This is a genomic window from Eudoraea sp., from assembly GCF_049665975.1.
In the GTDB taxonomy this organism is placed as follows: Bacteria; Bacteroidota; Bacteroidia; order Flavobacteriales; family Flavobacteriaceae; genus Eudoraea.
On sequence record NZ_JBATGR010000167.1, the window covers coordinates 1 to 7,147 of the forward strand.

Annotated in this window: 8 protein-coding genes and 1 tRNA gene; 4 read left to right on the forward strand and 5 right to left on the reverse strand. The window is 36.9% G+C overall.

The window, feature by feature from the left end:
* Both WBN20_RS06410 and recJ read left to right on the forward strand, forming a co-directional pair.
* On the forward strand, window positions 1-262 hold a 262-nt coding region (locus tag WBN20_RS06410), incomplete at its 5' end, for an OsmC family protein (protein ID WP_424281113.1).
* A gap of 112 nt (window positions 263-374) precedes the next feature.
* The gene (gene recJ, locus WBN20_RS06415) at window positions 375-2,063 is read left to right on the forward strand and encodes a single-stranded-DNA-specific exonuclease RecJ (protein WP_424281114.1); all 1,689 of its coding nucleotides are present in this window, start codon (window positions 375-377) and stop codon (window positions 2,061-2,063) included.
* A 6-nt stretch (window positions 2,064-2,069) separates the two neighbouring features.
* Here the strand turns inward: recJ and WBN20_RS06420 are convergent, their stop codons facing one another.
* The 5 genes from WBN20_RS06420 to WBN20_RS06440 all read right to left on the reverse strand — a co-directional run bounded on the left by WBN20_RS06420 (window position 2,070) and on the right by WBN20_RS06440 (window position 6,149).
* A complete protein-coding gene (locus tag WBN20_RS06420) occupies window positions 2,070-2,837 on the reverse strand; it encodes a UDP-2,3-diacylglucosamine diphosphatase (protein ID WP_424281115.1) in 768 nt (255 codons plus the stop codon).
* Window positions 2,838-2,862: 25 nt separating this feature from the next.
* A complete protein-coding gene (locus WBN20_RS06425; protein WP_424274750.1) occupies window positions 2,863-3,312 on the reverse strand; it encodes a 6-pyruvoyl trahydropterin synthase family protein in 450 nt (149 codons plus the stop codon).
* A 201-nt stretch (window positions 3,313-3,513) separates the two neighbouring features.
* Complete coding sequence (locus tag WBN20_RS06430) at window positions 3,514-4,281, reverse strand: enoyl-CoA hydratase/isomerase family protein (RefSeq protein WP_424274751.1); 768 nt, start codon at window positions 4,279-4,281, stop codon at window positions 3,514-3,516.
* 20 nt (window positions 4,282-4,301) lie between these two features.
* On the reverse strand, window positions 4,302-5,636 hold the full coding sequence (locus tag WBN20_RS06435; RefSeq protein ID WP_424274752.1) for an MATE family efflux transporter: 1,335 nt from the start codon (window positions 5,634-5,636) through the stop codon (window positions 4,302-4,304).
* 12 nt (window positions 5,637-5,648) lie between these two features.
* A complete protein-coding gene (locus WBN20_RS06440; protein WP_424281116.1) occupies window positions 5,649-6,149 on the reverse strand; it encodes a GNAT family N-acetyltransferase in 501 nt (166 codons plus the stop codon).
* A 50-nt stretch (window positions 6,150-6,199) separates the two neighbouring features.
* Here WBN20_RS06440 and WBN20_RS06445 point away from each other — a divergent pair, with 50 nt between their 5' ends.
* Entirely contained in the window at window positions 6,200-6,994 is a 795-nt protein-coding gene (locus WBN20_RS06445; RefSeq protein ID WP_424281117.1) for a universal stress protein, read from the forward strand.
* 75 nt (window positions 6,995-7,069) lie between these two features.
* Window positions 7,070-7,143: transfer RNA gene (locus WBN20_RS06450), tRNA-Ala, on the forward strand.
* Window positions 7,144-7,147: the final 4 nt, after the last annotated feature.

Genomic DNA, 7,147 nt, shown 5'->3' on the forward strand with positions numbered 1-7,147 from the left:
GGGTCTTGATGTAGCTATGCTTATAAAAAAAATGAAACTCAATGTACAGGATTTTAGTATTGAGACCATTGCTAATTTAACGGATGAACATCCCAAATACTATGATTCCGTTACCTTAGAATACCATTTTTGGGGAGACAGTCTGGAAGAAAAAAAATTGCAAAGAGCCGTAGATCTTTCAGTTGAAAAGTATTGTGGTGTAATGGAAATGTTCAGAAGGTTTGCAAAGCTTGAAATCAGAGCAATATTCCATAAAGATTGACACCCATTCTTCAGGGGAATACAGATTGATCAAAATAAAAATAAAAGAGTTATTTCTGCATTTAGGATGCAGGAATTCGTATTATATTACACTAGACAGATAAAATGGTGCAATGCGCTGGACATTAAAACCAAAACAAGATGATGAGCAAATAAAAGCTTTAGCCGAAATACTCAAAGTAGATCGGCTAATAGCTCAATTATTGCTTCAGCGAGGTGTAACTTCATATGAAGAGGCCAAAAAGTTCTTCAGACCTCAACTCTCCGACCTCCATGACCCATTTCTTATGAAGGATATGGAACTTGCTGTTAAGCGAATAGAAAATGCAATACGTGCAAATGAAAATATCCTTATTTATGGAGATTATGATGTAGATGGAACTACGGCGGTGGCGTTACTATCATCATATTTGCTTACGCTATATCCGAATGTGGCAACCTATATTCCGGACAGATATGCAGAAGGCTATGGTATATCTTATACAGGAATTGACTTTGCAGAGGACAATGATTTTGCTCTTATTATAGCGTTGGATTGCGGTGTAAAGGCTATCAAGAAGGTTACTTATGCCAGGGAAAAAGGAATTGATTTTATCATATGTGATCACCACAGGCCCGGAAAGAAACTACCAGATGCTGTAGCTGTTTTGGATCCAAAAAGAAACGATTGTACCTATCCATATGATGAATTATGCGGATGTGGGATAGGGTTTAAACTTATACAGGCACTAAATATTATAAGGGAGGATACCTTTGATAAACTCATTCCATACCTGGATTTGGTAGCAACCGCTATTGGGGCAGATATCGTACCCATAACAGGCGAAAACAGGGTCTTGGCTTATTTTGGGTTAGAGGTAATTAATTCAGCTCCAAGAACTGGTTTTAAGGCAATAATAAAGAACCTTCAAAAGAAAAAACTCACCATAACAGATGTCGTTTTTATAATTGCCCCCAGAATAAATGCGGCAGGGCGAATGAGACATGGCCAATATGCGGTAAATCTTTTAATAGAGCAAAACATGGAGCAGGCAGTTAAATATGCTTCAGAGATCGAGGAATTTAATACGAACAGAAAAGGATTGGACCGGGAGATTACAGAGGAAGCACTTGCCATGATTCTCCTGAATAAGGAAGAAGATAGATTTACTTCTGTTGTTTACAAAGACACATGGCACAAAGGGGTTATTGGTATAGTTGCCTCCAGGCTAACAGAAACTTACTATAGGCCTACATTAGTGTTTACAAAAAGCGGCGATAAGTTGGCCGCATCGGCCAGATCTGTCAAAGGTTTTGACGTTTATAATGCCTTAGAACTTTGTGCCGATTCTATTGAGCAGTTTGGGGGACATAAATATGCTGCAGGGCTAACATTGGTTGAAGAACAATATGAAATATTTAAGTCGCAGTTTGAAAAGGTAGTAGCCGAAACAATAGACCCAAATCTTTTGACCCCGGAGATAACCATTGATTCAAATCTCAATTTAGATCAGATAAGTCCAAAACTCTTACGTATAATACAGCAATTTGCGCCTTTTGGTCCGGGTAATATGACTCCTGTTTTTATGACAGAAAACCTCTGCGATACCGGCTATGCAAAAGGGGTTGGAGAGGATAATAATCATCTTAAACTTGCAGTTACTCAAAACGGCTCCGGGCCGGTCGGAGCCATAGGGTTTAATTTGGGATATAAGCTACCGGTTGTGCAAAATGGCAAATTATTTAGTGCCGTTTTCTCATTGGAAGAAAATCATTGGAATGGAATTGTTAGCTTACAGTTGAAAGTGAAGGATTTAAGATAAAAGAATCTAATGCACATAAGTCTCCAGAGAGAGTTTTGTACCATCAAAGACTCCATAAGTATAATAAGAAATCCAGTCGCCGAGGTTTATGTAAGAAGATGTAGCACTTAAAGTTATTTCAAGAGGTAAATGTCTATGTCCGAATACGAAGTAGTCGCAGTGCTTTTCTTTTAGTTTTCTCTTAGAATATTGCACGAGCCATTCCTTATCCTCACCCAAAAAGTGAATGTCCTCCTCCCCGGATAATAATTTGTTATTTACAGAGAAATATTGTGCTAACTTAACCCCCATATCCGGGTGTAACCAACGAAAACACCATTGTGCCAATCGATTTGTGAAAAGTTTCTTCATTCGCTTATAACCCTTATCACCGGGCCCTAATCCATCTCCGTGACCAATAAAAAAAGTGGTACTATTAATTTTGAATTGTTGTGGTGTGTGATAAACGGGAATATTGAGTTCATTTTCGAAATACCCATTCATCCAAAGATCATGATTACCTACAAAATAGAATATTGGAATTCCTGAGTCCGTAATTTCAGCCAGTTTACCCAGAGTTCGTGTAAATCCTTTAGGAACAACGGTTTTATACTCAAACCAGAAATCGAATAAATCTCCAAGCAGGAAAATAGCCGCAGCATCCTCCTTCACTTCATCCAACCATGCTACAAATTTTTTTTCCCGGGGAAGACTTTGTTCCTGTGTTGGGGCACCTAAATGGTTATCGCTGGCAAAATATACCTTTTTACCTATTGGGACAGAGATGCTTTTCATTTAGTGTAAAGATACATAAAGCAACCTAGTTATCACCGGCATGCCATTCGGCAAAGGCAGTTTCTGTTTCGCGAAGTTTAATTGAATGCAATTGTATTTCTTTAGATAGGCGGGCTTTAATTTTGCTTGCGAAATCAATTACCATATTTTCACTGGTGGGTTGGTAATCTGCAAGGATTACTTTGTGCCCCCGGTCTTTTAATTCTTTTGCCAATTCCATATGAGGCGTATTTTTGTTAAATACTGTAGCATGATCAAAAGGCTCAACAATTTCTTCTTTTACTATTTTTTTTAAGTCACCAAAATCAATGACCATTCCAAGTTTAACATTGGATGTATCCGTAATTGGAATGCCTATTACGGTCACAGAAAGTTTATAACTATGACCATGTACATTTCTACATTTACCATCGTAGCCATAAAGCGCATGGCCGGTTTCAAAAGTGAATTGTTTGGTAATCCTTATTTTATGCATTCGTTTTAAATCTGTTACAAATGTATAAAATCTTTATAGGGCAGCATAGACTATTTTGTATGGTAATATTAAGGGAGATAAGCCTATTTTTTAAATTTTCTCTTGTTTCTAATTCTATTAAAAATATATATAGCTACTACCAAAAGAGCCAGCATTGGAAAGAGAAGATCCCCATTTAGGAATTCAAAAATTTTCATACTATTATTTTTTAAGACTTTTCAATTTATCCTTGCTAACTTGTGAAAGGGCTAAATTACCAGAAATCACAGCTCGATTGGCTAATAATTCATTCCAGGATGTAGTATCTTCCCAAAGAATCTTTTTTATAGCTCTTAGGGCTTCTGGATTATAGGTTGCCAATGTTGAAATAAAAAAATCTAACTCTTTGTCCATTTCTTTAATGGAATTAAAAACCTTAGAATACAGTCCTTTTTGCTGAGCCCAATAGGCATTTTTCCATTCAGTAGGTGACAGAGCCAATTCGGCAAAACCAGACAATCCTATTTTACGTTGAACCGCTGGTTCAATAACTAATGGCGCTATCCCTATACTAAGTTCAGAAAGCCTTACAGAAGCAGCTTCTACAGCAAAGACATAGTCACACGAAGCGATAAGGCCAACTCCACCACCCACTGCTTTACCCTGCACTCTGCCAATGATAGGGTGCACACATTCTCGCATTGCATTTATAACATTAGCAAAACCACTAAAAAAAATTGTCCCTTCGTCTGTGTTTGATATTGCCAGCAATTCATCAAAGGAGGCACCTGCACAAAAAGCCCTGTCTCCTTCTGATTTTAAAACAACAATAGAAACGGCCTTATTGGAAGAAATTTTTTTGAGTTCATCAGTTAATCGGTCTAAAAGTTCACTGACAAAAGAATTGCTTGCAGGATGTCCAAATTCTATAGTAGCAGTTCTATTCTCAATTTTGGTATAAAGACTTCCGGCGGGTCTGTTTGTGCCCATTTGAATTATTTTCTGTAAAATTAAACCTTTTGTAATAGTGGGCGAAATTTTCTACGGAACTTCCATACAAGAGCGCTACCTCTGATTATCATCCACATGGTAAGTGCGATCCAAATTCCTTGTAGACCAGAACCGAAGACTTTACTTAACAATAACAAAGGAATAAAACCTAAAAAAGTGGCTGTCAGCAGAACATTCCTGAGAAATTTCATTTCACCTAATCCCTTAAACAAACCATCAAAAACGAAGGCAATAGAATTCATTGGTAATCCCAGGATAAGGATAAAGAAAATGGAGTAGAAGGTCTCCAGGACAATAGGGTCATTTGAAAAAAGTCGACCCAGCGGTCTGTAGAAGATAAAACCGTTACACATTAAAAATACACTCACCATTCCACCATATAAGGCAATTTTTTTAGCTAATGACCACAACGTATTGTAATCTTTTGCGCCAAGTAGTTTACCCCCCATAATATTGCCTGCCGCACCATAACCATCTATAAAAAAGGCAGCAAAAAGCCAAAGATTTATAGCTATTGTATGAGCTCCGATATATCTATCACCAAGCGCTGCAGCCTCTCGTACGGCAAGAATAAGAGTAATATTAAGTGCAATAGCGCGGATAAAAAGATTAAAACTCATTACTGCCAGGCGCCCTAACTCCTTATGTATCGGAAATCTTGGGATAAGGTTAATATTGGTTTTTAATCGCAGTAGGACAAATGCCATTATGGCCATAACTCCTTGGGAAATAAGGCTTGCCCATGCAGCACCTTCAAGGTTAAAAGCAGGAATTATATCTGATATACCATAAACCAGAATAAAATCTAACACGATGTTCAACAGGGCTCCTGTAATAGCAATAAGCATAGGCCAATATGTGTTTTGTAATCCTCTGAAAATTCCCATAACGGCAAATACGAAAAGAGTTAAGGGAAAACCCCATACACGAATGGAGTAATAGGCAACACAAAATTCTAATATTTTGCCCGAGGCATTTAATAATTCAAAAATCTCCTCAACAATAAATATGGTAGAAAGCAATATTAATACACTAAGAGTTACATTAAAAAAAATTGCCTGAGCTGGTAAATTCTTTACCTCTTCCAGCTTTCCTGCACCTAAATATTGAGAGATAATTGCAGATATGGCACTTCGGGTTTGTCCCAGGATCCATATAAGCATAGATAAAAAGGAACCTACGATCCCAACTGCAGCAAGTGACTCCAGACCGTATGTTTGAATATTACCAACAATAGCAGTATCCGTTATAGACAATACAGGTTCGGCTATTCCGGCAATAGTTGCAGGAATAGCTAAGCTATTTATGGTTTTAAAACTTACAACTGTTTTCAAAAATAGAAAGGATTACAAAACGAGTTCATAACAGTAAAAAGGATAATTACTTTGTTTAGGGAAATAGACATTTCCAAGCTTTTGATACCCCCGTTGTTCATAAAATTTTTGATTTCTTTTGTTTTGACTAAATGTATCCAATCGTATAGAGTTATACTTGTTATCCCGCCCATATTTTTCAGCAAAATTCATTAATATTTGGGCATAGCCTTTCCCCTGGTATTCAGGCCCAACAGCAAGCCTGTGAATATATATGTTATTTTCGTTTGGTGTGAGCCATTTAACAGGAATATAATCCTCATCCATAAATGTGGTAATTGTAATGCAGCCTATAAGAGTATTTCCAGATTTAAGAACAAATAATTCCTTTCGGGAAATATCTTCTTCAAAAGCTTCCCTGGAAGGGTATTCTGCATTCCACTGTAATATCCCTATTTTTTCCATTTGTTTTGCACAGGCAGCGGTAAGCCTAAGAATTTCCGGGATTTCCAGTATCTTTGCGCATCTAATCATGAATAATTTATTAAATAAGTTGTAAATTTAAATTAATAATACTAAACCTTATGAATAACATATTGGTGCCCATAGGAACTTCTCCAAATGCTCATGAGACCTTGCAATATGCTGTGGACTTTGCTGCGCAATTTTCTTCCAGTGTTTATGTCATGGAAGTATTTTCGGCCAAGGCTGGGGCAGGTGAATTGAAAAATATATCAGAGAAAGTGGCTGAAAGTAGTAAGAAGCGCGTCAAAGAAGTTATTGAAAAGGTAGATTCCAAAAACTTGGATATTAAGATTGCCACGTATAATGGAGATTTAGTAGATGGAATAAAGGAAATTGACAAAGAGCTTGGTATAGATCTTATAATCATTGCTCCAAGGTGTAATGATATTAAAGAGGAATTATATCTGGGACATACTACCGGGAGAATAGTTAAAAGAACAGATATTCCAGCTTTAATCATCCCAAGAGGTACTATTTTTAAGCCTATTAAAAATATTCTAACAGCATTTAAATCTGGAATTTTAACTCAAAGGAGAATTCTTGAGCCATTAAAACTTATAAAGAAGAAATTTAAATCAAAAATAAATTTACTTCTCGTAAAGACTCCTGGTTATTCGGATGAAGATCTCAAAATAAATACTTCTCTTATGGATTTGTGTTCGCAATTAACGGTTACAGAGCATGCTACAACCTATTTGGGAGTTTTAGAACATTTTCAATCCACAAACCCTGATTTACTTTGCGTGTTTAGAAGAAAGCGCGGATTTTTTAAAAATTTGTGGGAGAAAAATGCGGTACCTAAATCTGAGTTTTCTGTGCGTATTCCGGTTCTGGTTTTAAGTGTGAAGAAGTAATAGAGAAGATAAAATATATTCAGAGGAATTTTGAAACTTATTCAAAAAGTAGTTCCTTTGACCTTCCTTAAATACGGGGGATTAGCTCAGCTGGCTAGAGCGCTTGCATGGCATGCAAGAGGTCACCGGTTCGACTCCGGTATTCTCCACAAA